We start from the raw sequence: 21,875 nt of genomic DNA, 5'->3' as shown, positions 1-21,875 counted from the left end.
TGGGCTCCAGTAAGTCGGCCACGCTCACGTATCACCCAGGATAGCCCGAATTCTTGGATCGTATGGCACTTTCAGCACTTCCGCGACAATCGCCGAGCCGGCTCCGGGATGGGCAGGATTGAACAGATAGTTGTACGAATGAGGCAGGATGGCACTTGGCACCTTGAGGAGTAGTTCCTGCCCGGCTGCCAGCCATTCGCTACCGGCGGCCTGCGTCCAGTCCGCGTTCTCACGCCAGTCATCCGGGATAACGTTCGCCGTGAGTTCCGCGATCGCGGCGCCCTCCGCAATTTCCACGCGAAGCAGTTGATAGTTATCAGGCAACGCCTGCGGCGACCCGAATTCGTGGTGCACCATGGTCTCAAGCAGCGCAAGCGCGGGATTTTCCGCCAGATAGACGACGGGTTGCCCCCGGTAATGCCACCGGCCGGACGCCCTCAACCCGCCGATGCCGCGAAGGTCCGCGTAATTACTGATCCTCCAGAATTCCATCAGGCGAAGTATCCCTCGTCAATCTGCACCAGTGCATCCTCGACAAGCCGTGCACCGTGTTCAGTTGCGGCCATCTCGAGCGGCGTTTTCCCGGCGAATCGCTCTTTGCTGCCGCGAAGCCAGTTCATGGCTTTTTCCGGGTTTCCAAAGACCGTCTCCGCCTGTGCAACGATCCTTGCAAGGCGGATGGCCTTGTCCGACTCGTCAGTCGAGAGCCGCTCACCATTCTGCCGACGATGTGAGAGCGTTCGACGCGGAATGATGAAGAGCAGCTCTTCAGCCTTGAGGCCGTGCTCGCCCAGGCGGTCGAGCACCTCTACGCCGACGCGCTCGGTCGCGAGCGCAGCAAGGTCATTCCCGGACCGGATGTGCGCCTGGAGCAGGTTTCCCAGCAGCGAAAACTCGGTATGTCGCGGGTTGCCCCGTCCAGTGGGACGATATTCAACGGTAGCCATGGACCCTCCAAGCAAAATGCCCAATCAATACGGGCATTTTGCCACAGATTGAGCTTGCCTGTTGTGCAGTCTGCGCGGCACCGATCGCGGGCGTCCGCTGACTTACGGCAAATCCGCTCTCCGCAGCCCGGCACAGCCGACCGGCGCCTCCGACGTGACTTTCCAGGATAGAGCAGCTACGAGAGCTGTATATTTATACAGTATTTTATGGAGGCACCATGGCGCTGTCACTACTGGACGTCGAGGCCAATCCATCCCGATCTGTTCCGGTCGAGCGCCCCGCCTGCCTGATCGGCATTCAAGCGTGCCGTCTACTGCCTGGCCACGACCCCATTGCCAGGACGCCGCTCGCGAGATATTCAGGATACCTTTCGATATGAGGCGTAGCGCACATGGATGCGTTGTACGACAATCTTCCCACCATGAAATGGGACGAACAGCACGCCGACCTGGACGATGGATATGAGGGAGCGCGACGAACTCCGTTTCAACCACAAGCCACTCCACAGCTTTCTTATGCTGCCTTGAGCGGGTGCTCTTTCAGGTAGGTTTTTAGCGCGTCATTCATGCGCGTCTGCCAGCCTGCGCCGGTCGCACGAAACGCCTCCAGAACCTCTGCGTCATAGCGCATCGTGACCTGCTCTTTCGGATTCTCCTTCGGCGGGCGGCCCATGCGCTTTTGCATGACTTCAGCGAATGGACGCGCGCTGGCGAAATCCGCAGCCGTCCATTCCGGGTTGTCCGGATCGGACTCGATTCCGCGCTGGATTGCCGCTTCCTCTGCGGCGGTGTTGCGTGTCAGCTTAGCTTTGCTCATAAGCGTCAATCTCCGTGTTACTCGCCTTGCGCAGGCTGATGATGCGCATGGTTTCGTCGCGGGGCGTGAAAACCACGCTATACAGCCTGCCCCCTAACAGGGCGATGCCCCTGTACCGATCCTCTCCGTACTCGTGCCGAATGTCCTGGACCACCAGCATCCCATCCCAGTCGAGCCGCGCAGCCTCGGCGAGTGATACGCCGTGCTTTTCCTGGTTCGACGCGTCCTTCGCAAGGTCAAATGTGATTCGCATGCAACTTATTGTAGTGTCGAAAAATAGGAGCACGCAAGGACTTTCTGGAGTTACAGAAAGTGCGTCCTGGCGCAAGATCGCAGTTCAGCATGATTTGAATACAAAGCAGTCACGCACCGACTGACCGCGTGACTTTTGCGAGCAGACCCGACACGATTACTATATATATATACAGGCATTCTTTGGGGGCACCATGGCGCTGCCGCTACTGAACGTCGAGACGATACACCCGGATCTGTGTGGCGAGCCTCGCAACTGGCTTCGGCGCACGGCCGCACGGTGACGAGCGGACACGAGGCGCTCGACGCGGAGTTGCCGGTCCGATCGAGCATCAGAGGGTTGGCTTACCGTCCTCGGAGGGCTTCGGCCAATCCTGTGCCGGTCGATCGGATTGCGCCTGTGGCAGTGGATCGGCGGGCGGACAGGCGCCAGACGTGCCGAGCGTGTCCTGCACCTGCTGGTCGACGCGAGCGTGGCGATACTGATCCATCGCCCGGTTCAGTTGCTCGTCGCTGAACTGCACGCGCAGCCCTGCGTCCACGGCCACCCTCGCGGCCGCCATCTGGTGCGCGTCGTCGCCAGTCAGTTCGAGCGTGCGGCCGAACTTGCCCTGCGCGAGCCGCAGCCCGGCTTCGATGGCGGACCGCTCCGCCTGCAGCACCTGAACGCTTGTGCCACGATCACGAACAATGTCGCGGCCGTCATGCCGGTAGGTAACGTCGCCACGTTCGTTGACCGACCAGGATAGGCCCGGCGAGCGGAAAATGATCGCATTGTATTCGTCCTGCGCGTGCTGCCGTGGCGTGTTCGGCCGGATCACGTTGAACGCCTCGCCGCCGATCTCGGCATCGACCTTGACCGCGCCCGATACACGCTCCGGGCCCGCAGTGCGTCGCAACTCCTCGAGCGCGCGCTCATCGCCCTCTTCCGCCCGCGTGCGCAGCCAGCCGGAAAAGCTCGGGCCGCCTGCGGCTCCGAATTTTTCCTTGAGTGCCGCCCGCTCGCGTGAGATCGACTCCCGCAGCGCGTCGTCGCGGCCCAGCTGCCCGGCGCGTGCGAGTGACGTCGCCGCTCGTCGACCAGCCGGTGTGAGCCGCACATCCTGCCGGATTTCCGCGCGCCTGGTGTCGAACGCTGCGCGGATCTCAGCGCGGCGCCACTGTTCATTTGCGCGCTGTGTGAGCCACGCGTCGCTACGGGCCACGACATGCGCTTCGCGCGCGACCGAGTATTCGCGCCAAAGTGCCGCGCGTGGCAGCTCGCGCGGAGCCGGAACCGGCTCACCGGCCTGCTGTCGCTCATACACTGCGCGTAGCAATGGTGCGGCTTCACGCCACGACAGATTCAGTTCTTTAGTCAGGAAGTCCGACACGTTGAGGTTGCGCGAGCCCGCGCGGATACGATCGGCGCCGTCGCGGCCCGTCGTGACCGCATATTTCGCGGGCCGCACGCCATGGGTGTGCGACAGTTCGGCAAGCAGGCGACTGGCATCGAGACCCTGGCGAATCTCACGAAACTCAGTGTGCTGACTACCTGATTCATCGCGCTGCCGAAGCTCGCGCGCGAGTTGCGAGACCACGTTGTCCGAGACGCGGCCCGTGTGTCGCGGTGTGGCATACGTGGCGTCGTCGGCGCGAGAGCGGCGCGACCGGTACGCTGGAGCATCAACCGCGAATGCGTCCGGCGTCCGCAGGATTCGCCGGCTTGCCTCGAACTCGAATGACGCGTCGATCGAGTCGAACCGGTCTGGAAACGCGTCTCGCCGGTTGCCCGAAAACCAGCCTGGCGGCGACGTGCCGGATGGTGTCCATGCCGGATGCGACCGCATCATTGGCAGGCTGTCGAACGGATCGCCGAACGCATAGTGCCTCTCAAGCGCACGGTGGTACGCGTCCAGCCCGTCGACTGGGGGGGCTGCGTGCCCTACTCGTTGCGCTGCAGGCTCTCCATCGCGATCTGCAGCCCGTCGCAGGCCGTGCGCGGATACGGCGCCGTCTGGCTCCAGCTGGTGAAACGCATGATGCGGCAATAGCACTGCAGATCGATGTCTGATGCCGTCCACAGGGCGGCCGGGCACGTTTCGCACAGAGTTGAAGGGTTCGGGCGCCGGGTACGCCCCACCTGGGATAAGGTCAAACTCGGCATCGAGCCCGCCGTATCCATCGTCGAAGGGTTCGGACGTGTCGTGTTCTGATTCGCGCGCGCCTGGCCCGTCGACGACGTCGGGCGGCTGGGCGCCGAATTCAAATGCGCGTCCGCTTCGTTGAAGGTGTCCTGCGAAGCCGGGTAGGGAGTCGTCTGCTCGTTCATGATGTACCTTCAGATGTTGTGCGTAGAAGCCGCGTTCGAGATCTGCAAGCATCAGTTCGCGGTCGTGGGGCGAGGATTCCTGGTAACGCTGGTACTGACGGCTACCGCTGTTGAGATACTTCACTTCGCGCGCGCGGGTGGTGTACCACTCATCGAGCACTGTCGCTATATGCGCTGGTGTGCGTCTGGGCGCAACGCCAGCCTCATAACAGTCGGCCGCATCTGCCGACAGCGCCTGCAGCTTTTCGGCGGTCGGCAGTGCGATGAATTCAGGCGTGAATACGTATTCCTTGAGGTTCACGCCCTTGTCGGCGCCAGCCGGCTTCACATTCAGGTAGGCGCTGTCGAGACCGGTATTGCGCATGCGCACGGCACCGTGCTCGTGCAGCAGCGCCATGAAATCCGCATGGGTCTCGATCTGGCGATCCAGCACCGCGTCGAGAATCTGTTCCTTCAGCTCGCGACTGTTGGAACGGAACAGGTCGCCACGGTAGCGGCTGATCATTTCCGATGCGTCGGTCAGCAGCGTGCGCCGGTTGTCTTTCGGACTCGCAAGGCCATACCGCGCGTTGACATGCTCCTGGAACGCGTCGATGAAGCTCAGGTTGGAGCGCACGTAGCCGAGCGGTTCCAGGTGCCTTTCAGCCAGCAGGTTCCAGCGCGGAATGACGATATGGATGTGTGGCTTGCGCTCAACCAGTTCGCCAGTCCGCTGGTCCACATAGCTCTTGATCCGGGGCAGGTGTGCCTCGGCATAGAAGCTGTATTCGTCCGGGCGGTAGGCGTGCAGCGCGAACGCCTCGAACTCCCGCACGATCTGAAACATCGTTTCCCGAGTGACGTGATCCTCCTTGAAGGAGAGCGTGATGGACAGGTAACGTTCGACACCGGGTGCGGCACTGATCGACTGGATCACTGCGTCGGTCAGGTCGAGATCACCGGCGAGCACCACACGTTCGTCAAGGTCATCGCGATCCAGGTCGCGGCCAACCTTGCGGCCTTCCTCGAGGTACTGCTTCACGCCGTCGTGACGGCCGTCCACTCTAATCAACACGATGGAGATGGGCCTTCAGCAGTTGCGTGATCAACTCCAGCTCGTCGACCAGGGCGACAAACGTGGATTCGGATAGCTGGCCAGCCACGCGCGCCGTATTCGCCACGTGGACCAGCTGGTTCAGGTTGTTGCCGGTCTTGTTGATCACGTACATGATCCGTTGTCGCTCAATGGTCGCGGGTGGGCGCGCGACGATCTGCGTGCGGTTCGTCAGGATGCATTCGCGCAAAAAAACAGACGGACTCATGCCGGAGCGTGCGACCTTTTCATTGAAGACCTGCCACTGGTCGTCGGTGAGCCGCGTGCTGACAGGCCTGCCAAGGGCCTTCTGCGCTTTTTTGCGACCACGGCGCCTGGCTTCCGCCACAACATTGAGATCGTCTGCGCTCATCGCATGTTTTCCGTTACCAGAGAGACATCGGGCGGCGAACTGCCGCCACCGGCGTGCAAGAGTCAGGGGCCGTACTGGGTTCGCCCGTATTGCGAATTGACTGGCCCCTTCACGTCACTCCCGGCCGACTGGCACTGGTTCAGGAAATCGCCTCGCGCGTTGGCCGTGCCGCCCTCATCGAAGTGACCGTGGTGAAAGCGGACGATGGAAAAGTAGCCCGCCTCGTATTCGGCGCATGTCTTGCCGCCATTGCCACCCATGATCAAACCGGCAAGACAGAGCACCGCGCCACACGCATCCTGGTTATCATCGGCGTGCGACGACGGCGTGGCGAGCGCACAGACCAGTGCCGCGCTGCACAGCGCGGCCGCAATCGACCGTCGTTTCATTGCGTTCATGATCTAAGGTTCCCCTCCATGAGATGCGGTGGTTTTCGGCTAGGTGAGCGTGTGTGCCAGACGGGCAACGACCCAGATGAGCGCGGCGCCCGCGCAGAACGCAATGCCCATGAAGGCGACGAGCGATCCGGTTGCTGCAACTGCCGGATTCGTGGGCACGACGCGACCACGCGATTCAACGGCAGCCCGCAGCCGCGCCAGTTCGTCCACGACATCCGCTGTTGCCGCACGTCGCGCCTGGTCAGCCGCCTTCGCGGCTACCTCGCCGATGAACGCCTGGCGCGATTGCGTGAGCAGCTTCGTCAGTTGCGTGTTCTCCTCGCGCAGCGCCTGCACCGTCGCGGTCAGTTTCTGGTCAGTGGACTCCATCAGCGCGACAACATGGTGTTGCGCATCCACGACCTTCATCTGCTCGATCAGGATCTCCGCGAGCACGGCCAGCTCGTTCGACGCCGGCATCGTGGCGATCACCCGGCCCAGGCGCTCAGACGCTCGCCCGGCGTGATCCGGCTGCGGCGTCGGCTCGTTCATGCATCGACCCCTTCCATCAGTGCGGTAAACGCCTGGTCCATCAACGGCTTGATCGACAGCGCCTTGCGCTTGAGGCCAACCAGCCTCACGAGACGGTCCTTCTCAGAGGCGCTCGCAGCGTCGATCAGTTGCGCCTTGTAGTCCACCCCGTCTGTCGCAATATCGTGGATCGTACGACCGGCGGCCGCCGCAAGCGCAAACACGTCGTTCTTTGGGATCAGCGCATCCTGATTCAGTTCGAAAGTCCGCTCCCTCTCATGCAGTTCGAACAGTTGCCCGAAGTGCCGGCGCAGCGTTACCTCGCGGTCCTCGCTCCTGACCAGATCGACCTTGTTGAGCAGCACACGGATGCGCCCAGGCTCGACGCCGAGATCCGCGAGCATGTTGATCGTCTTCATGGAGTCCTTCATCTGCTTGCTCTCCGGTTCGACCGGCACAACGAAGCACGCGTAATCCTCCTGTGCCCCTTTGGCACCATTGAGGCGGTTGAGATACTCCTCGACGTTCGATGCACCGATATCGACCAGCAGATCACGGCCGCGCATCAGCTCGTCATGCAGTTCGTCAAAGCGCGCGGCAATCATCACCTCGACCTTCGGGCCGGCCGAGTCATCCGTATTGATTGACTCAATCTGGCGTACCGACATGGACGGCAGCCTTGGCGCGAGCAGTTCGCGGGTCACGGTAGTCTTGCCGACGTTGCCTGAGCAGTTCACGATAGCCATACTCATTTTCCAATCCTTATCAATATTTGGAGTGCCGCCACTTACATCATCTTCGGTGCCATGCCGCCTGTCTGCGCTTGCGCAGGCAGCGGGATGTTCGACGGGCCCTGGGCAGGCGCGGCCTTCGGTGCCGTCCACGCCGCATGCAGCTCGGCCGCGCGCCTGTCGATCTCGGCCGGGCCGGCGTCACGACCCAGTTCGCCGCGTGCAATCCGGGCCTCGATCTCCGTGCCCGCCTGCATGCGAGCATCGAACCGGCGAATCACCTCGGCACGCATGCGCGCGGGTGCCCGCTCAAGTGACTTTTCGAGGACTTCGCGCAACTGCGCGACGGTTTTGAGTGCTTCAGGCGTGGGCGCTGCCGCCATGTCCGCAGCAGGCGAGAAACGCGCTGCGCTGGCCGCCGCTTCCGGTTTTGGGTTTGACGGCGCGGCCGCTGGATTCTCCTTCGCCGGGTTCGTCTTCTGCGCGACATCCGGCGTCGGCGACGTTCCGGCCTTGATCGTCAGCGCCGCACGTTCACGCTTCACGGCCTCGAGCAATGCCTCGTCGCTCTCGGCGGGCCTGAAGCCCTTTACATCCACACCCGCGAGGGACGCTTCGATCCACGCGTTGCGGCGGAACGTTTCGCTGCCGCGCACCACGATCGAATCCCAGTTCTTGGCCTTCGCTACTGCCATCATGTCGGCAATCGTTGAGCGATCGTTCTGCCGGGAGTACAGGCGTGCCCCGACATCCTCGAAGTGCGGCTGCGTGGTCGCTGTCGGATCCCGCTGCGCGCCCGACGTACCCAACCCGGCCTCCATGCCATCGAGCTTCCAGAACCGGCCATCCTTCACCATGTAGCGCGCCGCGATATGGGCGGGCACGTCGTAGCCGTCTTTCGTCACGACCGGCTTGCGTGAGGCAGGATCGACGCCGATCTGGTTGTCGCTGCTGTCGGCGATACCCGCAACGCCAGCCTCGTGCGCGTCTGCCGCTGCACCGGCGTCGCCCGCGTGCAGCCCTGGCATCGGCTTGCCCTGTTCGCGAAGCAACCGCTCGGCGGCCACTCGCTCGCCCTCGCGCACCGTGCGCACGCGCTCCAGATCCTGAGTCGACACGGAGTCAAACGCCGGGCGCTCCGGATCGTTCGCCGGATTTCTTGCGTCCGTTTCATTCTGCGCGGGCGTCTGCGTGCGCCCGATCTGCGTGTCGATCATGCCCGACACCGCCGGTGTGTCCATCGACGTATCGTTCGCAGCGCGGCCGGGCTGAACAACGGGTTCGTTCGCCGCCGCCGCGTCGACAGTCGGGCGAGCGACGTCCTCGTTGCCGGGCACGGCATTTCCTGTGATGCCACGGCGGCGCATTGCGTCGTTGATTGCCGCTGCATCGCCGACGTCGGCAAAGGTCACCAAATCGCCATCCGTCTTGACGTCCGGCTGCGCCTGCGAGGCTGGAGATTGCGCCAGTGATGCATCGACCTGCCTGTCGAGTGCTTCGCGCACGTAGGTCACGAACGGCTCGCGGGCGGCCGGCGACAGAAACGCAAGCTCTTGATCAAGTGCGGCGGCAACTTCAGGCGCGGCCTTGCCTTTCCCGAACTCCTCCCTGATACGCCCCGTCATCCCCCGAAAGTCGGCCAGGTCTTTCGCCACCATCGACCAGTCCGTTCTGTCCTCCTGCTCACTACCGGTCGCGGGCATCGTCGCCACCGGTTCGAACGCTTCGGCGATGTCCGCGAAGGTGGCAATGCCGTCGCTGCGCTCTGGCTCGCGATGGCGATGCCGGTTTTGCGGCGCGACGCTTGCCCCGTCAACCGGAAGCGCGTCGTCCACCGGGTCGGAATCCGTCACGTCGCGCGCAGGCGTGCGCTCGTCGATTTCCATCGGACTCAAGCCCGCTTCATCGCGAAGTTTGGCCAGCGCTTTGGCTGCCCGTGGCGGCAGGGTCTCCGCCGCAAAACCAGTGCGGTTGCGGATCTGCTCGCCAATCGCGCGCTCGCCATCAACAGCGTTGCCGGACTTGCGCCACGCTTCACGATGGATCGACTCCAGCCGCTGCTCAAGTGCAAGCGTATGGTTGACCTCGTTGCCACGCAGCGTGACCGCTGTCGTAATCGACTGGATCATTTCGCGAAAGCGCCGGCCGAGCGCCGCGTCGTCGAGCTTCGGCTGTGCAGCCTGCTGGCCAACGCGCGCGCCCCGTCCATACAGATGCTGCCGGTCGGCGAAATACTGGTGCCGCGCGTGGACACCGGCTTCCCGCACTCCGTCAATCATCTCGAACGCAGAGGCACCCTGCGCGCGCAACCGGTCCCGTGCCTCCAGTCCCGCCCTTTCCGCGGCGGCCTGAAGGGAGTCCCGCACGAAGGCGCGGGACTCATCGAGCGGTTGACCCATTAGCTCGCTCAGCCGCACGGCTTCCCGCTCGATGTCGGCTTCACTGCCGAACAGCGTCTGCGGCTGCCCGCGCACGGCTCCCGGTGCCTGCCCTGCCTGCGGCTCTTGCGTCGGCATCCACCGCGCAAAGGGCGCCACGTTAGTGCCGCGCGGCACGTACCATTTTTTCGATCGCCGGTCGAACCTGGCGCCCAGATCGTGCGCCGCGTCCTTCTCCCTGAACGGGACGTCCAGATACGTCCGTTTGCCTTTCGGCCTGTTCGGGTCAGCCATGTGATACCTCCTTTGCCTCGTTGTCCGCCGGCGCGACAGACGCGAGCGCCGGTTCAATCCGGTCCTGGACAGCGTCATCCCCGCCTGCCACGTTGAAATCGATGCGGATGCCCGCGAGCATTTCGCGCACGTCCTCGCGCATCGCGACGCCAAGCTCGGCCAGGTCAGCCTCGAAGCCCGCGAGCGCCATGCCGGTCGCGAGTGGCCCGGGCGCGCGTTGGTCGAGCACGAGAAGCTCGGCCGCGGTCAGCGGCTTCGCACCGGCCTGACGTGCAAGTCGGATTTCGCCAGCGGCCCTCGCGGACAGCGCCGCGTGATACGTCTCCGGGTTGTGCGTCGGGATGCCGTTCGCTCGCAGCTCACCGGCACGCCAGGCCGCCTTGATTTCGTCTTCGGTGGGCAGGCGCTTGTTGATCGCAGCGAGCATCGGACTGACCGAGCGCATGCGGTCGATGAACATGTCATCCTCGTAATAGGTCGCCTTCTCGCACAGGATCGGACGCTGGAAACCAAGCACGATTTCCTGGTCCTGCTCCATGCGCTTCAGTTCCTGATCGAGCATCAACGCGCGGCCCTGATCCGACGTGTTCGTGCCGGTCGATGTGTTGCGGCCGTGATTACGGCTTTTCGAGGTTGCCTTCTCGGTGAACGTCCCCAGCGTCTCGGACAGTTCCTTTGCATCCTGCTGGTTGCCAGGCGCGTACGCCACCAGCACTGCGTGGTTGGTGATCAGCGTGCGCGCCCCGGCCGGCCCGTACAGATCGTTCGGCTCCAGCTGCGCCTTCGACTGCAGGATCGTGAGCAGGCGAATCCAGTAGCCCGCGATGAACGCGTTGCCCTTGTCGAGTACCTCGATGCGACCGAGCGCGGTAAATTCGTCCCCCACGCCAAGACACTGATATTTGATGGCCGGATCGTCGCCCGGCAGCACGTCGAGGTTGTCCTCGATCCACTGCGTGTAGAACAGGTTGCCGAGCAGGCTCGCGACGGCAAGCTCACGCACCGGCAGCACAACGTAGATCGACATCAGCTCGCGCCGCACGCGGTCGAGCTCGAAGTCGCATGCGCTCGTCGCCTGGTCGACGATCGGGTTGCTGAACAGGCGCAGACCGGCGTTAAACGTCGCAACAATGTTCAGCATCGTCTCGTCGGGCGAGGCCAGCACGCGCGAGAGCGCGCCCAGGCAATCGCCCGACAGCGGCACCCCCTTCTGCGGCTCGTGCTGCATCAGATCCGAAAGGTGCTCACGCACTTTCTTGTCGGGCGTGGTCGCGAGCCGCAACACCTGTCCGAACGTACAGTCACCCGTCATCTCCATCAGGTAGAGCGCGAAGCCCATGAACAGGTCACTCGCCTGCTCATAGAAGAACTTGTTGCGACCGTCGGTCGTGTGATACAGGCGCGCTGCAATCGCCTGCAGGCGACCGACCCGCACGAAGGATGCACTCTTCGCAATCCTGAAAAGCGGATTCCAGCGGTGCGTGTAGCCAGTGTGATCAAATGGCGCCCAGCGAAACACCTGCTGGCCGCAGGCCTGCCGGTACCGCGACGTCAGGTCGTAGTTCTCTCCCTTCACATCGAGTACGACCACCGAATCCGGAAAGGTGAGCAGATTCGGGATCACAATGGCTGCACCTTTGCGTGAACGCGTTCGCGCAGCAACCATCACGAACTCCGTTCCGCGGAACGTCAGGTACTTGCCCTTGTACCGCCCTACGATGATCGACGGGTCGCGGTGATCGCCCTTGCGGCCGCCCCTGTTTCGACCGCGCCCGTTAGCCTCATCGAGCAGGCCGTACCGCCGAACCTCGTAGCTGTAGGCGAAGCGGGCATCGCCATGCAGTTCGCGCTTCGGCTTCATGACCAGCGCCGCGACGATCGCCGCTACCGGCACAAGCGGCACGATGATCGATGCCGCTGTCGCCATCTGCAGCGAGCGTTTCACCGCCTTCACGTCGCCAAAGGCGCGCCAGTAGTCGTGCAGCGTCCACAGCCCGATTGCGGAGTCCGGCAACTTTTCCAGCTTCGCAAACAGCATCGCGCCGACGTACTGGCCGGCCGCAGCGAGACCGATCAGAACCACCAGTGCAAGCAGACCGGCCGCGATGACCCGGTCGGCAAGCGTCGCGGTTTTTAGCAGCACGGCGCTCGCACACACGCCCCACAACGCGCACGTCACGACGACGAGAGCAATCACGGCCCCCATTTCGACAGGATCGCTGATCGCGTCGAGATGAAGCAGACGGCCGGCGGCGAAAACGACTGCGCCGGACACAATGCCAAGCAGGCCGCCAACAAGGAGACGGGCTTTCATGCTGACGCTCCCGCTGCCGCGTGCGTCTGCCGCTCAAGGGGTTCCCGGCCGGTGTGCCTGCCACTGTCACCAATGGCGGAATCGTTCGATCGCAATCTCATGCATCACCTCGCAGCAGCCTGTTTTTACTGACCGGATCGAACCAGATTTCTGTCAGGTCCCGGTTCTCCATAAACAGCACCACGTCGACCGTCATGCGGATCTCGCGCATCAGGTAATCGAACGGGAGCGTCTGCCCGACCGGGCTTTGCTTGACCAGCGTGGCGATGCGCGTGAGCGTCGCGATCGAGTCGTTCGCGTGCACCGTCGTCAACCCGCCCTGGTGTCCGGTGTTGAGCAGCGTCAGGTAGTCCCAGGTCTCGTCGCCGCGCAACTCCGCAAGCAGCACGCGATCGCATTTCATGCGCAACGTCGCCTTCACCAGGCGTCGCGCTGGAACCGCCTCGCTGTAGAAGAGGTGAACGTGATTTCGATGCAGTGGCAACGGCAGCTCGTGGGTATCCTCGATCGTCGCCAGACGCGCCTCGCGCGGAATGATCGGGATCAGGTCCGCCAGCGCCTTCATCAGCGTGGTCTTGCCGGAGCCCGTGCCGCCCACGAGCACGATGTTCAGCCGGTTCAGGATGGCCAGCCTCAGAAACCGCACGACATCGCGCTGCGCGAGCGCGTCGAGCATCTCATGCTGGAAGCGCGCCAGGCCATAGGCGCCCAGCGCCCGGGACGGATTGAACACCGCAGTGGCACGACTGACGTCCATGCCCTCTGAGCCTGCCCGTGCCGCCGCAGCGTCGATCTCGCCCGGCGTCATTGCGCTACTACCGCCGGGTCCGCCCCGGACCACATCACGGAACCTGGCGAACCGCCCGGCATCCGACCACTGCTGTACCGAAAGGCGCGTTGAATTCGGCACGCGAATCGTCAGCGACACAGTGCCCGGCTCGCACGCCGGTGGAATCACGATCTGGCCGCGCTCCCCGTCGGGCAGGCGCACCGGCTTCTCCGGCTCGGCCGCCGATAGCGGCGGCTTCGCCTTGTTGTAGATGGCCAGAGCCGGTGCAAACTGGTTCAGCATTTCCAGCGACGCATTCGGAAGATCATGGCGCTGCCAGCCGTCGAGCGTTTCGGTCCAGCCTTCATACGGACGGTTAACCGCAAACTCAGTGACGCCGGGCATCGCCAGCATTGCGGCGATGCCGAGTGTCTTGAGGTGACTGCGTACCGTAAGACTGTCGTCGTATTGCATACTCATAAGCACCTCGAATTAAATGAATCAAGGCGTCGCCAGTTCGTACACGTCGGAGAAGTCCACATCGCGCGCAACGAAGATCGTCGTCATCGACCCGTACTGCGAATACGCGGTCGGCGGCACGTTGATGGTGTTGCGCAGTGCTTCGGCCGCTACCTCACCACCGGCATTCGTGGTGTTGTTAAACTGGATGCCGCTACTGCCCGAGTTCGCGGCCAGTGTCGACAGCGCCTGACCGGCATCGCTGATCAGGCTGACCATCATGGCGCCGCCAAACCGCGTCCAGAAGTGGTTGTCGACGTAGGCCGGCAGGCCACTGCCGCCGAGCGCATCGGCCGCCGGCGAATCGAGTTGCACCTTTACGCCATCAGGCGTCGTCAGCCGCGTCCAGATCACGAAGATCCGCGCCTGACCCTGCATCAGCGCCTGCCGCTGCTCGCCCACGACCTCGGAGCCACGCTCGACCAGCAGCACCTTGCCGTTCGCCGAGTACACATCTTTCGCCACGTGGCAGTTGGTCATGCCCGGGTAGTCGGTCACGATCTCCGCACCCTGCACGCACGGGATCGTCGTCCCCGCAATCAGCAGGAAGTCTCGCGACGGCATCAGTTCCGCCTTCACCGTTTCCAGCTTCGATGGCTGCAGCTTGCTGTCCAGTCCATCCTTCGCGAATCCGGCATGCGAACCGGTCAACCCGGGCGTGCCACCAGGGGCTGCCGCGTCGGTCGTCCTCTCATCCTTTGATGTGAGCAGCACGTCGCCATCGAGCTTGCGTTGCGCCGGCGTCTCGGCGGCGCTGGCCGCCGTCGCTGCAGCGGCGCCGTTTCCATTCACTGCACTGGCTGCGTTCGCATGCGCAGGTGTAGCAAGCGCCGCGCTTGCTACAGCCGCTTCCGACGCCATCGCCGCTTCCTCTGCCCGCTGCTTTTCGATCTTTGCCTTGTCGCGCGCAAAGTCGTGCCGGTCATCTGACGGCTTGTCCTTTGCCGCTTCCGCCCTTGCCGCCTCGGACTCGGCGTGATGCTGCGCCGACCACCGTTTGATCGCGACACCCACTGCGATCGCACCGAACAGCAGGACCAGCACCATCCCAATGACGATCGGTAACATCCGGAACGGGCTCTTGCGCTTCGTGCGGCCAACACCCGGCACGCCGCGCTCGCCTATGCCGGCGGGCTCGACCGGGGTCGGGTTCGCCGGGTTCGGACCGCTCAGATTGATATCGTCACTCACCGCCCGCCTCCTTTTGCTTCACGAGCCGCACCGTGCCCGGAATCGTCGTGCCTGTCGGGTTCAGCTGGCCGTCTGGCCGGTATGCATTGTTGCGAATGCCGAGTACGGCGTCCCCCAGGCGCAGGTTGAAGCGCTGCGCCGTGTCGTGCACCACCAGCACGGGGCCGCGCACGTCATCAGGATTGACGAGCGCTTCCTTGCCGTCCCCGTACACGCGATAGATCTGCGGCAGGTCGCGGCTCGTACTGAACTCGAAGTAGGTAAAGCGGCCGTCATCCCACAGCGCCGTTGGCGCGAGTGTCGTATCACCATGCATGTCGTAATTGAAGTTGCCCACGCCAGACGCGCTGACGGTCTGCGCCAGCAGTGCCCGCGCTTCGGCCGAGCGCACCGCGGCCGCCGCCGACGCCTTTGCACGCGTGTCCGGATAATCGAAGGTCAGCGACCAGACTGCTTCCTCGTGCCTCCTGACCGGGACCAGCTTGAGCACATAGCGACGTCTGTTCGTGAGCAGAATCAGGTTGGTGGCCGCCTGCGGTGCCTTCGGCTTGAAGAAGAAGCCGTTGCCGGCTGGGCCAGCCGTCCATGCCTTGCCGTCGCCCATGCCGCCGCCGTCGATCTTTTCGCCTTTCTCGAAGACGAGGACAGTCGCCTCGCCCGGGCGATAGGCGATCCGGTACGTCTCATTCGGGTCATACACGGCGCACGCAATGTGCCGGTCGCTGCCGCATGCACCGGGCACGACTTCGGCGACAGCCGGTAGCCACATGCCGAATAGCGCGGCAGCGATCGACGCTGCAGTAAGCGCTTTCGGGAACCGGATGGTCATGGATTGGCCCCTCCGGCCGGTGCACTCAACGACATACTCGACGGTGCCGACTGGGACGATGTGGCCGCGGACGGCATCGGTGTCGCGCCGTCTGCGGTGCTGCGCGTCCAGTCGCGGTCAACCGAGTAGCTGGTGACACGAAAGCCCGTTGGATTGAGCTCCTGTTCGTCGCTGCGGGTCGGCAGATCGCCTATATCGTAGGTGATCGTCGCGACCCAGTATTCGGTTTTAGGCGGCGGTGACGTCGAGCCGCCCTGCGACGGCAGCGAAAGCATCGTCTTCGAGAAGAACACCTGTGCGGTGGATCCGACGAACGTAATTGCACCTGGGCGCACAATCACGCGATATTTGTCGGTGAGCACGTTTTGCGGCGAGTTCTTGCGGTTGTAGAGCGCCGCGTACAACGCCTGCTCGCGTGGTGAGTTCATCAGCGTCACGGTGTCGTACGCGTCCTGGATCGTGTACCAGTCGTACTTCTCACGTAGCTTCACATACGTGCGCAGTGCTGCCCGCACCTCGAGTTCACCGAACGTCACGGATCCACTGTGCGCGACATCAATCACCTGCACGTCGCCGGTCGCGGTGTTATCCTTAATAATCACGGGTGGTGACGGTCTCTTTAGTTGTACTAAGGCTGACGAGCCAAGAATAGAGATAAGTGCGATGAACATGGCCCCGCCCGCAACGCGCCATGCAATCTTCGTCATGTTTTCCTGCAGCTGCTGCCGGGACTTCTCGAACGAGAGCGCTTCCCTGAAATACATCCGCGCCATCTCGCGCGGCTCGGCGTCGGCGAGTTTTGCCGCAATGTGCTGCAGCGCGGCCGCGCAATTGCCGTCGACGGCAACCGCGACTGGCTCAGCCTGCACCCGCGCCGGCTTCCATGGCATCCATTTCATGGCGCACTCCCCTGTGTCGCATGGTTGACAGGCATCCACGGCCCCTCAGGTTGGGTCGGCTTTGGCGCCGACGAGCACGCAGCAAGCAGCGCGGCGCCGAAAAGCACGACGACTAATTTCACGTCAATCTCCGATCGGGGTGTAGTGTCCGCCGTCGCTGGCTGCTCCGACGGACGGCGCATCATTTACTTCGAGCGTTCAAACTCGGCACCGGGAACAACAAGATGTCCAGTTGCCTTGTCGATCGTGATGACGTACGGAACCCCACCACTTACAACCATCTTTCCGTCCTGCGCTACTGCTGGTTCCCGCACGATTTTCCATTTATCCGCTTCGCCATCGGCACCGAGATTGGGAACCTTGTGTGAAACGTAGAAGTCGTCTCCATCACCATTCCGAGCAATGTTCACTTCGAACCAGCCGTTCTGGCTGACGCGTTTCCATGTGCCCACAAATTCGTTGCCGTCATGCTTACCGCAACCGAATTGTGTCAATGAAACAATGACCACAACTGCCGCAGTCATAAACCCGATGGCCCTCATCGATTCCTCCTGGTAGTAGTCAAGATCAGGCGCGGCCGATTGAGTTAGTGGACGCTGACGATGCGTCACCTCTGGAACCACCCATCAGCTTCATCGCCCTCATGGCTCCACTGGCCGCGTTGCCGATCTTACCGACCATCGATGAGATACCTACGCCACCTGCCAATTGCGATGCAAGTGACGGCATGCTCAGCGACACCACGATGAACACCAGCCCTGCAGCGATAATCTTTCCCTCAATGGTGTAGGTCAGCATGACATCGCTGACACTGAAGTTCTTCGGCAGCACCGAGGTCATAAAACTCACCTCGATTGCACCCACGGCACCGAACAGCGCAACGAGCAGACCATAGTTCAGGCATTGCCCAACCCAGTTTTGGAAAAATTGCCGCGTGGCAGGAAACAGCGCCGCAACGATGAACGCAGGCCCTAGCGCAAGCAGCAATCCAAGTGCGAACTTCGCAAGGATGATGTAGGCCGCAGCAATAGCAAGAAATGGCACACCAACTAGGAGGATGCAGAGTGCGAGCACTGAAACCTCGACGAATAGACCAACATCAGTAACGCCTAATCCGTTGTACATGCTCTTGATAGCGGATATATAGAGATTCAACAGCGTATCGAGCCCACTACTCAGGCTGTTGCCACCCATCAAGGCACTACTTAGATCGTCCCCGAGGCCATTGAAGAACGGCACCACGTACTCGCTGTAATAGCTGATATTCATCCCGAGCGTGAGCACAGCCGCCCACCCTGCCATCTTCAGCAGGAAGTCGGATATCGGGCTGTCGTTGTGGCCACGCCAGTACGACACGAGTACGAGCAGGACATAGAGACTAAAGCAGGCAGCGACCAGCGGACTGATGAGTGAGATCATCCGGGCCGAGCCGGTATTGATCGTGTTCAGCACGTTCTGATCGAACGAGTTGAACATTTCGGTAAAGATTTGCAGTTGCACGATCGCACTCCGCGTTATTGATCGGCGTCGTCGTCGCCGTTCAGCCGTTGCTGCATGTCGTTATGGGCAGCCTGTTGCGCGAAATCCTTCTCCGCATCCTGAAGTCGCGCCGCGAGATCGAGGCGCATCTTTTCCGCGTTGATCGACGAGTTCTCTGCCGCCCACCGGTTTTGCAAATCGGCGTTCGCCGCCGGATCCTGCGTGAGGTTTGACTGCTGCATCAGCTGCTGGATGTTCGTCAGCCGGTCGATCGACGCCTGATACGAGCGCATCGCCATTGCCTTGTTGGCGGCCAGAGTATCGTTCAGACGTTGCTGCCCGGGCGTGTACGCGGTCATCCCCTCCTGGCTCTCGATACTGCTGGCGAGGCCGCTGATTCCGTTCAACTGTCCGCTCTTCACTTCGTCGTAGACCGACTGCCACTGATCCGGCAGGTAGTTGCGCAGCGACGGGTCATTGAAGATGTTTCCTAGGCCGCGATTGCCGATCGTCGACTGGTACTGGTCAGAGAGCAGGCTGTATTGCTGCTCCAGCTCTTTGACAGTCGAGATCGCCTGCGCGATCGCCTGCAGGTCGATCACCGGGACACCCTGCGCTTGCGCTGCCTGCATCGTGAATGTGGCCACGATCAATGCGGCGCCCGTCAAATTGCGAATAATTTTCATCGTCGCGCTCCCAAGCTGGACTGCTAGGATGTTCGCCCGTCGCTGGCTCGATCGACGACGAGCGCTGAAGATCGTGTGTCGTCGTCATTCGGTTTCCTCAACAACCTCGGCCTCGTGCTTTCGATCGCGTTTGCCCTTGCGGCGTGCCTGGAACAGCTGCATTCGCAGGTCCGTGTCGCCATGTGCGTCGCGCGTGCATTCTTCCCAGATCGCAACGTTGTCCAGACTGCTGGAAAGCACCGCGATCTCGTCGTTCATGCCGCCCAGGTCCAGTGTTGCAAACGCCGACTGGTTGCTCTGCTTGATCAGGAACGTGCGGGACTCCTTCGACAGCCTCTTGAGCGTGTCGAATTCGCGGTCGGTCAGGTTCAGGAGCTTGTAACCGTCGCGCGTCGCGTCCGGGTTCGGCAGATAGATCTTTGTCGCCGTCAGGTCGCGGATCTCGGCGAACACCGGACACTGGATTGCGTCCTCCGGCGACTGCGAATCCAGGATCAGGAATTCGTCTGCCTTGCGGCCCGTCTTGAGCGACTTGCGGATCAGCTCCTGCGTGGTGGGGTAGCTGGCCGGCAGCCAGAATTCGGCAATCACCGTTGCGAGCAGTCCGCCCCTCTTCTGCATCTGGTCCTTGAGGTACAGCAGGTGTGCAAGCACCGGCTCCGTGGCGGCATAGTCTTTCTTCAGGAAGTCAGTGACGTCGAAACCGATCCGGCGCACCTCGGCAATGTTCGTCAACGCATCCGGTATGTTGTCCAGCGCCCACGAGAATCGACCGTTAGTTGCACCACACCACTGGCTAAGACGGACCCACAGGCCGTTCTCGTCGCCCGTATCCGGGATCGACTCCAGCAGGCGGCTGAAGGTTCTGTGCTCGATGTTCTCGAGCTTCATGACCGTGTCGACCGCGTGCTTGATCTGCCGCTGGTCGTCAGCACTGAGCTTGCCGTTCTCGTCGCGGCAGCAGGCACCCACCAGGTCGTAAAGGTGCGCGAGGTTGCGCTTCGTCTCGGGCAGGCCAAACGGCGCAAGACCGGTCGGCTCGCCTTCGCGCAGCGTGTAGTAGACAGCTCCCATCTCCTCGAGGAAGATCCGCAGACCCTGATCGAGATCGAGCGCGAAGATCTTCGGGTCGAACCGCTCGAGGAAGGCGAGCAGCATCGTCTCGAGGGTGGTCTTGCCCGTGCCGGTCGAGCCGAGAATAAGCGTGTGGCCGGCAACCTTCTCGCCCACGCTGTCCTCATCCAGGCGCGAAGCGTGACAGTTCAGGCTGAACAGGCTTTTCGCAACGGTCTGCACCGGCATGAGGGCCGAGCCATCGCCGAGCGGATTGCCGCGTGCCTTGCCGGCCGAATAGGTATGCATCGAAAACGACGATGCGAGACTGCGGGTCGATTTCGGCATCGGCCGCGGCTTCGTCCTGAATCCCGGCACCTGGCTCATGTACGTGAACGGTGCCGATGCCGTCGCCTTCACGAACTTGAAACCGCAATCGTTCAGCGCCCGACTGGTTACGTACGCGCCGTTGCTGATGGCCTTCTCCGGCGTGTCGCCGTACACGACGAGCGCCCCGTGATAGTCGCCGAATGCGAGATCCCGACCGGCGATCAGCGCCACCGCATCCTCCAGTTCCTTGATCTGGTGTTTCGCCTTGTCCTCGACCGACCTCAGGTGATTGATCTGGTCTTCGATCGCCTTCATCGCTTCGGCAGTGCTCAGACAGCCCAGGCTCTGCGTGAAGGTGAATTCGACGGGCAGCGACAGCAGCGGATTCGTCTGCCCCCAGCCGGCCTTCGGAAAATCCTTCAGGTCGTAGCAGACCGCGAACCGGGTTGAGCGATCGGTGCGGATCTCAACCGTGTCGTAGTGGAAGTGCAGGTGCGACGTCGGGATCAGGTCGCGTCCGGTGGCCTGCGTGGCCGGCACGCGCTCGTCGACGCCATTCACGAGTTCGCCAATGAACTGATACGCCTCCGAGAACAGGATGCCGTTGTGCCCGTATGCTTCGAGCAGTTGAGGATCGTAGGCAACGATAGCCTTCATCAGTCCCTCGCCCAGCTCCTCGAGCTCGCGCACCGTCTCGTCCAGGTCGTCGCCCTGCAGGATCGCGGTGATGTAGAAACTGTTCTCGAAGTGATCGTGCCTGCGGAAACGCCGCAGGTATTTGTCGACGGCCTGCTGGATGAACGGATTGTAGAAGCGGTACTCGTCGCCGAACGAGATGCTGCGCCGACGAAACGTGGTCCACAGCGACAGGCGATTACCTTTCTCCAGCGTCATCGCGGCCAGCTGACGGTTCCAGCCGTCGTAGCGTGCTTCGATCTCGCCACGGCTCACCGATTCGAACGGCACGCCGTTCACGCGCATCACCAGGAAGGCGCCGCCGTTGTCGACGCTTGTCACCGTTTCCGACACCGGACGGCCGATGCGCGGCAGCTTGTCCTCCGCGGACGTAACAAGCCGGTTCAGTTCGTTGGTCACGCGCATGCTTCGTCTCCCGCGTACGGCATGTCGTCCGCGCCGCAAATGCGACGGCGCTCCTCCGCGAGCCGGCGAAACACGTCATACATTGTCTTGCCCGAACCGGGAGCACCAGCCGTCATGGCGTAGCCCACAATAGGCGTGCACGCACTGGCAGCGCCATCTGTTGACAGCGCAGGATTGTGCGCAGGCTTGCGGTCATTCATCTTCGTCCTCCTCTGCCTGCGCAAGCAGGCGCTGACGCAGCGCCTCGAAGCGCTCAAGGTCCCGGCCGCGCGAAAACGAGCGGGTGTACACGTTCAGGTCGCGGCCATACCGCATCGGTGCGAGCGTGTATGTCCTGCCGAATACCGACACACGACGGCGGTCCAGCCAGCAGCGAAATTCCAGCCACGTCAGGCGCAGTGCCTGGTCATCTGTCTCGCAGACATGCCGGAAAAACAGGAAGACGGGCACACCAGCCGAGCCTATCAACAGACCACCGGGACCGAGCACGAACCCACCGACCATACTGGTGATCAGCGATGTACAGCCGATGATCAGCGCCGGAAACATCGGGACGCCGCCGATCATCGCGGTACGGTTAAGACCCGCGTAGGAGGGGTACAGCGTGCGTTCGTCTTCCATG

The 21,875-nt window shown here is 62.5% G+C and carries 21 protein-coding genes; all 21 read right to left on the bottom strand.

Translation table 11 applies throughout. From position 1 onward, the window contains the following. Positions 1 to 24 precede the first annotated feature (24 nt). Positions 25 to 495, bottom strand: a complete 471-nt coding sequence (locus AB3X99_RS30300) for an RES family NAD+ phosphorylase (protein ID WP_368619014.1) — start codon at positions 493 to 495, stop codon at positions 25 to 27. Continuing rightward, positions 492 to 947, bottom strand: coding sequence for an antitoxin Xre/MbcA/ParS toxin-binding domain-containing protein (locus tag AB3X99_RS30295; RefSeq protein WP_368619003.1), 456 nt, complete (start codon positions 945 to 947; stop codon positions 492 to 494). The genes AB3X99_RS30300 and AB3X99_RS30295 overlap by 4 nt, the downstream gene beginning before the upstream one ends. A 514-nt stretch (positions 948 to 1,461) precedes the next feature. After that, positions 1,462 to 1,764, bottom strand: a complete 303-nt coding sequence (locus AB3X99_RS30290; protein WP_069268363.1) for a BrnA antitoxin family protein — start codon at positions 1,762 to 1,764, stop codon at positions 1,462 to 1,464. Continuing rightward, positions 1,751 to 2,017, bottom strand: coding sequence for a BrnT family toxin (locus AB3X99_RS30285; RefSeq protein ID WP_069268364.1), 267 nt, complete (start codon positions 2,015 to 2,017; stop codon positions 1,751 to 1,753). Before AB3X99_RS30285 ends, AB3X99_RS30290 begins: the two co-directional genes overlap by 14 nt. Positions 2,018 to 2,348: 331 nt before the next feature. After that, positions 2,349 to 5,381 carry an LPD7 domain-containing protein gene (locus AB3X99_RS30280; RefSeq protein ID WP_368619002.1) on the bottom strand — a complete coding sequence of 1,011 codons (3,033 nt, stop codon included), beginning with the start codon at positions 5,379 to 5,381 and terminating at the stop codon, positions 2,349 to 2,351. Beyond that, positions 5,371 to 5,772 (bottom strand): plasmid mobilization relaxosome protein MobC, encoded by a 402-nt coding sequence (gene mobC / locus AB3X99_RS30275; protein WP_069268366.1) that lies wholly within the window; start codon positions 5,770 to 5,772, stop codon positions 5,371 to 5,373. Before mobC ends, AB3X99_RS30280 begins: the two co-directional genes overlap by 11 nt. 62 nt (positions 5,773 to 5,834) lie before the next feature. Continuing rightward, on the bottom strand, positions 5,835 to 6,170 hold the full coding sequence (locus AB3X99_RS30270; RefSeq protein ID WP_256095006.1) for a killer protein: 336 nt from the start codon (positions 6,168 to 6,170) through the stop codon (positions 5,835 to 5,837). Positions 6,171 to 6,209: 39 nt separating this feature from the next. Beyond that, the gene (locus AB3X99_RS30265; protein ID WP_069268367.1) at positions 6,210 to 6,701 is read right to left on the bottom strand and encodes a hypothetical protein; all 492 of its coding nucleotides are present in this window, start codon (positions 6,699 to 6,701) and stop codon (positions 6,210 to 6,212) included. Then, positions 6,698 to 7,426 (bottom strand): StbB family protein, encoded by a 729-nt coding sequence (gene stbB, locus AB3X99_RS30260; RefSeq protein ID WP_368619001.1) that lies wholly within the window; start codon positions 7,424 to 7,426, stop codon positions 6,698 to 6,700. Before stbB ends, AB3X99_RS30265 begins: the two co-directional genes overlap by 4 nt. A 41-nt stretch (positions 7,427 to 7,467) precedes the next feature. Continuing rightward, on the bottom strand, positions 7,468 to 10,083 hold the full coding sequence (locus AB3X99_RS30255; protein ID WP_368619000.1) for a DUF5710 domain-containing protein: 2,616 nt from the start codon (positions 10,081 to 10,083) through the stop codon (positions 7,468 to 7,470). Then, complete coding sequence (locus AB3X99_RS30250; protein WP_368618999.1) at positions 10,076 to 12,397, bottom strand: type IV secretory system conjugative DNA transfer family protein; 2,322 nt, start codon at positions 12,395 to 12,397, stop codon at positions 10,076 to 10,078. The genes AB3X99_RS30255 and AB3X99_RS30250 overlap by 8 nt, the downstream gene beginning before the upstream one ends. A 97-nt stretch (positions 12,398 to 12,494) precedes the next feature. Beyond that, positions 12,495 to 13,646 carry an ATPase, T2SS/T4P/T4SS family gene (locus AB3X99_RS30245; protein ID WP_368618998.1) on the bottom strand — a complete coding sequence of 384 codons (1,152 nt, stop codon included), beginning with the start codon at positions 13,644 to 13,646 and terminating at the stop codon, positions 12,495 to 12,497. A 21-nt stretch (positions 13,647 to 13,667) separates the two neighbouring features. Further along, positions 13,668 to 14,753, bottom strand: coding sequence for a type IV secretion system protein VirB10 (gene virB10, locus AB3X99_RS30240; protein WP_368618997.1), 1,086 nt, complete (start codon positions 14,751 to 14,753; stop codon positions 13,668 to 13,670). Between the two features lie 115 nt (positions 14,754 to 14,868). Continuing rightward, positions 14,869 to 15,705, bottom strand: a complete 837-nt coding sequence (locus AB3X99_RS30235) for a TrbG/VirB9 family P-type conjugative transfer protein (protein WP_069268372.1) — start codon at positions 15,703 to 15,705, stop codon at positions 14,869 to 14,871. Beyond that, a complete protein-coding gene (locus AB3X99_RS30230; protein ID WP_368618996.1) occupies positions 15,702 to 16,604 on the bottom strand; it encodes a virB8 family protein in 903 nt (300 codons plus the stop codon). Before AB3X99_RS30230 ends, AB3X99_RS30235 begins: the two co-directional genes overlap by 4 nt. Before the next feature lie 185 nt (positions 16,605 to 16,789). Then, the gene (locus AB3X99_RS30225) at positions 16,790 to 17,146 is read right to left on the bottom strand and encodes a hypothetical protein (protein ID WP_368618995.1); all 357 of its coding nucleotides are present in this window, start codon (positions 17,144 to 17,146) and stop codon (positions 16,790 to 16,792) included. Between the two features lie 25 nt (positions 17,147 to 17,171). After that, complete coding sequence (locus tag AB3X99_RS30220) at positions 17,172 to 18,104, bottom strand: type IV secretion system protein (RefSeq protein ID WP_368618994.1); 933 nt, start codon at positions 18,102 to 18,104, stop codon at positions 17,172 to 17,174. A 14-nt stretch (positions 18,105 to 18,118) separates the two neighbouring features. Further along, on the bottom strand, positions 18,119 to 18,730 hold the full coding sequence (locus AB3X99_RS30215; RefSeq protein ID WP_368619013.1) for a type IV secretion system protein: 612 nt from the start codon (positions 18,728 to 18,730) through the stop codon (positions 18,119 to 18,121). A 123-nt stretch (positions 18,731 to 18,853) separates the two neighbouring features. Continuing rightward, a complete protein-coding gene (locus AB3X99_RS30210) occupies positions 18,854 to 21,253 on the bottom strand; it encodes a transporter (RefSeq protein ID WP_368618993.1) in 2,400 nt (799 codons plus the stop codon). Beyond that, positions 21,244 to 21,453, bottom strand: a complete 210-nt coding sequence (locus AB3X99_RS30205; protein ID WP_069268377.1) for a hypothetical protein — start codon at positions 21,451 to 21,453, stop codon at positions 21,244 to 21,246. Before AB3X99_RS30205 ends, AB3X99_RS30210 begins: the two co-directional genes overlap by 10 nt. Continuing rightward, entirely contained in the window at positions 21,446 to 21,874 is a 429-nt protein-coding gene (locus AB3X99_RS30200; protein WP_069268378.1) for a VirB3 family type IV secretion system protein, read from the bottom strand. Before AB3X99_RS30200 ends, AB3X99_RS30205 begins: the two co-directional genes overlap by 8 nt. Position 21,875 lies beyond the last annotated feature (1 nt).

The organism is Paraburkholderia sp. BR10882 (genome assembly GCF_040948855.1).
Lineage (GTDB): Bacteria > Pseudomonadota > Gammaproteobacteria > Burkholderiales > Burkholderiaceae > Paraburkholderia > Paraburkholderia nodosa_A.
Note: the sequence above shows the minus strand (reverse complement) of the source record. Positions and strands in the feature narration are given on the sequence as shown.

Coding starts and splice junctions, on each gene's coding strand:
- AB3X99_RS30295 (WP_368619003.1), bottom strand. CDS start 947: ATGGCTACCGTTGAATATCGTCCCACTGGACGGGGCAACCCGCGACAT.
- AB3X99_RS30230 (WP_368618996.1), bottom strand. CDS start 16,604: ATGAAATGGATGCCATGGAAGCCGGCGCGGGTGCAGGCTGAGCCAGTC.
- mobC (WP_069268366.1), bottom strand. CDS start 5,772: ATGAGCGCAGACGATCTCAATGTTGTGGCGGAAGCCAGGCGCCGTGGT.
- AB3X99_RS30250 (WP_368618999.1), bottom strand. CDS start 12,397: ATGAAAGCCCGTCTCCTTGTTGGCGGCCTGCTTGGCATTGTGTCCGGC.
- virB10 (WP_368618997.1), bottom strand. CDS start 14,753: ATGTTACCGATCGTCATTGGGATGGTGCTGGTCCTGCTGTTCGGTGCG.
- AB3X99_RS30210 (WP_368618993.1), bottom strand. CDS start 21,253: ATGCGCGTGACCAACGAACTGAACCGGCTTGTTACGTCCGCGGAGGAC.
- AB3X99_RS30245 (WP_368618998.1), bottom strand. CDS start 13,646: ATGAGTATGCAATACGACGACAGTCTTACGGTACGCAGTCACCTCAAG.
- AB3X99_RS30290 (WP_069268363.1), bottom strand. CDS start 1,764: ATGAGCAAAGCTAAGCTGACACGCAACACCGCCGCAGAGGAAGCGGCA.
- AB3X99_RS30235 (WP_069268372.1), bottom strand. CDS start 15,705: ATGACCATCCGGTTCCCGAAAGCGCTTACTGCAGCGTCGATCGCTGCC.
- AB3X99_RS30200 (WP_069268378.1), bottom strand. CDS start 21,874: ATGGAAGACGAACGCACGCTGTACCCCTCCTACGCGGGTCTTAACCGT.
- AB3X99_RS30270 (WP_256095006.1), bottom strand. CDS start 6,170: ATGAACGCAATGAAACGACGGTCGATTGCGGCCGCGCTGTGCAGCGCG.
- AB3X99_RS30255 (WP_368619000.1), bottom strand. CDS start 10,083: ATGGCTGACCCGAACAGGCCGAAAGGCAAACGGACGTATCTGGACGTC.
- AB3X99_RS30285 (WP_069268364.1), bottom strand. CDS start 2,017: ATGCGAATCACATTTGACCTTGCGAAGGACGCGTCGAACCAGGAAAAG.
- AB3X99_RS30265 (WP_069268367.1), bottom strand. CDS start 6,701: ATGAACGAGCCGACGCCGCAGCCGGATCACGCCGGGCGAGCGTCTGAG.
- AB3X99_RS30205 (WP_069268377.1), bottom strand. CDS start 21,453: ATGAATGACCGCAAGCCTGCGCACAATCCTGCGCTGTCAACAGATGGC.
- AB3X99_RS30225 (WP_368618995.1), bottom strand. CDS start 17,146: ATGAGGGCCATCGGGTTTATGACTGCGGCAGTTGTGGTCATTGTTTCA.
- stbB (WP_368619001.1), bottom strand. CDS start 7,426: ATGGCTATCGTGAACTGCTCAGGCAACGTCGGCAAGACTACCGTGACC.